We start from the raw sequence: 2,635 nt of genomic DNA, 5'->3' as shown, positions 1-2,635 counted from the left end.
GGCGAAATGTCGGGCCTGTGGAGTTTGGTCTGCGCAGAAAGTGCAAGATCGCGGGGATTCGGGACGGCGGGGACGGGTATGCGGGCGCCCGGAGGTGGGGGACATGGCTTCTGGTGGGGCTCGTAAGGGGATCTGGATCGCGGTGGCGGTGGCGATCATCATCATCGTCATCGTGCTGATCGCGATCGCGTCCGGCGGCGATGGGGGCGGCAACGGGTACTGACGCGAGGCGGCCGGTGCGCCGGGGGCGTATCCGGCGGTGAGCATCGAACGGGTATATAACAGTCGGCATGGCCGAGCAGACCGGGAGTGCTCCGGGCGCCCAGCGGTTCATCCCGCCCGACGCCGACACCATCGACGACCTGCGCACCGCCGCCGGCGGCTGTCGGGGCTGCGAGCTGTACCGGGACGCCTCGCAGACGGTCTTCGGCCGAGGCGACGAGAGCGCCCGCGTGGTGCTCGTCGGCGAGCAGCCAGGGGACATGGAAGACCAGAAGGGACTGCCCTTCGTCGGTCCGGCCGGTCGCCTGCTGCGCCGCGCGGTCGACGACGCCGGGCTCGACCCGGGTCACCTCTACCTGACAAATGCGGTAAAGCACTTTCGCTTTGAACAGCGCGGCAAGCGGCGGATCCACCAGACCCCGGACCAGGTGCACATCACCGCCTGCCGCCCGTGGTTGGTCGCCGAGTTCGCCCGGCTGCGTCCGGAGGTCGTGGTGGTGCTCGGCGCGACCGCCGCCAAGGCGCTGCTCGGCCCGTCCTTCCGGGTCACCCGGCAGCGGGGCGAGCTGCTGCCCTGGCCGGAGTCGGCCCAACACCCCGCGGACTTCGAGCAGGTGCCGGTCGACAACGCCGGAAAGCGGGCCGACGCGCCGCAGGCTCGGCTGCTGGCCACCATCCATCCGTCCGCCGTCCTGCGGGCCGACGACCAGGACAAGGCGTACGAGGGCCTGGTCGCCGACCTCACCGTCGTCACCCGCGCCCTGCCCGGCTGACCGGCGACCGCCCCACGCACCCTGCGCGCCGCCGTGACCTGTTCAGATCGTGGACACTTTCCGTTCGCAGCTGACGGAAACTGTCCACGATTGACAGTGCGTCGTCGATCGCGCGGGTGGGTAACGGGGGTCGATGGACGTTGACAACGAGGAGCGTCGCGCCGGTGCGCCCGCTGTGGCCGCCGGGCGTCGCGGGAGATGGAAGCGGTTCTTCGAGCGGGCGCCCGGCTTGCAGCTCATGGCCGTCTACTGGGTGCCGATGACGGTGCTCATCGGGCTGCCGGTGCGCTGGCTGTTCGACCGACAGGAATCACTTGACGAAGCCGTGCTGGGTGCCGCGCTGAACGCCGTCTCGATCGGCCCGGCGCTCTACCTGAGCAGGCGGATGGCGGGCCAGCAGAATGCCCGGCGGGATCCCGAGGGGTACGCGCTGCGCGAGGCGATGCTTACCGGCACCGTGCCGGAGGACGACGCGGTACGGGCCGACCTGCCCGGCTACCTCGCCGGACAGCGACGGGCCACGCGGGCGGCGCTGCTGTCCATCGTGGGTATCTCCGTCGGGCTGATCCTGCTCGCTCTCCTTGCCGCCGACAACGAGGGCTTCGCGGTGATCTTCGGCGTGGTCGCCGCCGTCAGTGTGGCCGTCGCCGCGCGGACCCTGACCCGGATCCGTCGGCTGGCATCCCTGCTGGCCGCGCCCAGCCCAGCGGAAACACCGGGATCGCGTGGGTAGGGCGGCTCAGCGGCCTGCCGTGATCTTGCTGAACACGTCCTTGGCGGCGATCAGACCATCCTGGACCAGATAGAGATCCACCCCGTGCAGCACGGTCCCGCGACGGGGCGTGCTCGAACGGACCGGTTCGGCTGTCGGCAAAACCCACTGCCGCTGGTCGGTGCGGGTGCGCGAGGATGAGTCTTCCCTTCCGACAGGAGCGCCGATGGCGACCGACCTGACCGCGCCGCGTACCGCCGCCCGACCCGACGTCGCGTCGATCCAGCGGCGTACCCTGCGGCTGCTCTTCACCACCCAGATCATCGGCGGGATCGGCGTGACCATCGGCATCGCCGTGGGCGCGCTGCTCGCGGCACGGATCGCCGGGACCGCGGTGGCCGGTGTCGCGCAGAGCGCCGGGGTGGTCGGTGCCGCGCTGCTCGCCGTACCGGTCACCCGGATCATGGCGCGGCACGGGCGCCGGCCGGGTCTGGTGCTGGCGTACGCGGTCGGCGCCGTCGGTGGCCTGCTTGTGGTGCTGGCCGCTGCCACCCGCTGGGTGCCGCTGCTCTTCCTCGGCATGCTGCTCTTCGGCGGGGGCACCGCGGCGAACCTCCAGGCCCGTTACACGGCGGTGGACCTCGCCGAGCCGGCCCGACGGGGGCGGCAGCTCTCCCTGATCGTCTGGGCCACCACCATCGGTGCGGTGGCCGCGCCGAACTTCGCCGCGCTGGCCGACCGCGTCACCACCGGCTGGGGGTTGCCCCCGCTGGCCGGCCCGTTCGCGTTCAGCGCGGCACCGTGCTGGCTGCCGCGCTGAACGCCGTCTCGATCGGCCCGGCGCTCTACCTGAGCAGGCGGATGGCGGGCCAGCAGAATGCCCGGCGGGATCCCGAGGAGTACGACGGCAGCCAGCACGAACGCGGCC

2 protein-coding genes and 1 pseudogene are annotated in these 2,635 nt (G+C 71.7%); all 3 read left to right on the top strand.

Features of this window, described 5'->3' with window-relative positions:
• Positions 1–290: 290 nt before the first annotated feature.
• Complete coding sequence (locus tag DLJ58_RS00135; protein WP_112622139.1) at positions 291–995, top strand: UdgX family uracil-DNA binding protein; 705 nt, start codon at positions 291–293, stop codon at positions 993–995.
• Positions 996–1,128: 133 nt separating this feature from the next.
• Positions 1,129–1,728: a hypothetical protein gene (locus tag DLJ58_RS00130; RefSeq protein WP_124853299.1), complete on the top strand. Its 600-nt coding sequence runs from the start codon at positions 1,129–1,131 to the stop codon at positions 1,726–1,728.
• A gap of 205 nt (positions 1,729–1,933) precedes the next feature.
• Positions 1,934–2,503, top strand: a pseudogene (locus DLJ58_RS00125) (MFS transporter); the annotation flags it as partial.
• Positions 2,504–2,635 lie beyond the last annotated feature (132 nt).

Origin of the sequence: Micromonospora arida (assembly GCF_003857035.1) — a bacterium.
Taxonomy (GTDB): Bacteria; Actinomycetota; Actinomycetes; order Mycobacteriales; family Micromonosporaceae; genus Micromonospora; species Micromonospora arida.
This window is presented reverse-complemented; position numbering and strand designations above follow the sequence as displayed.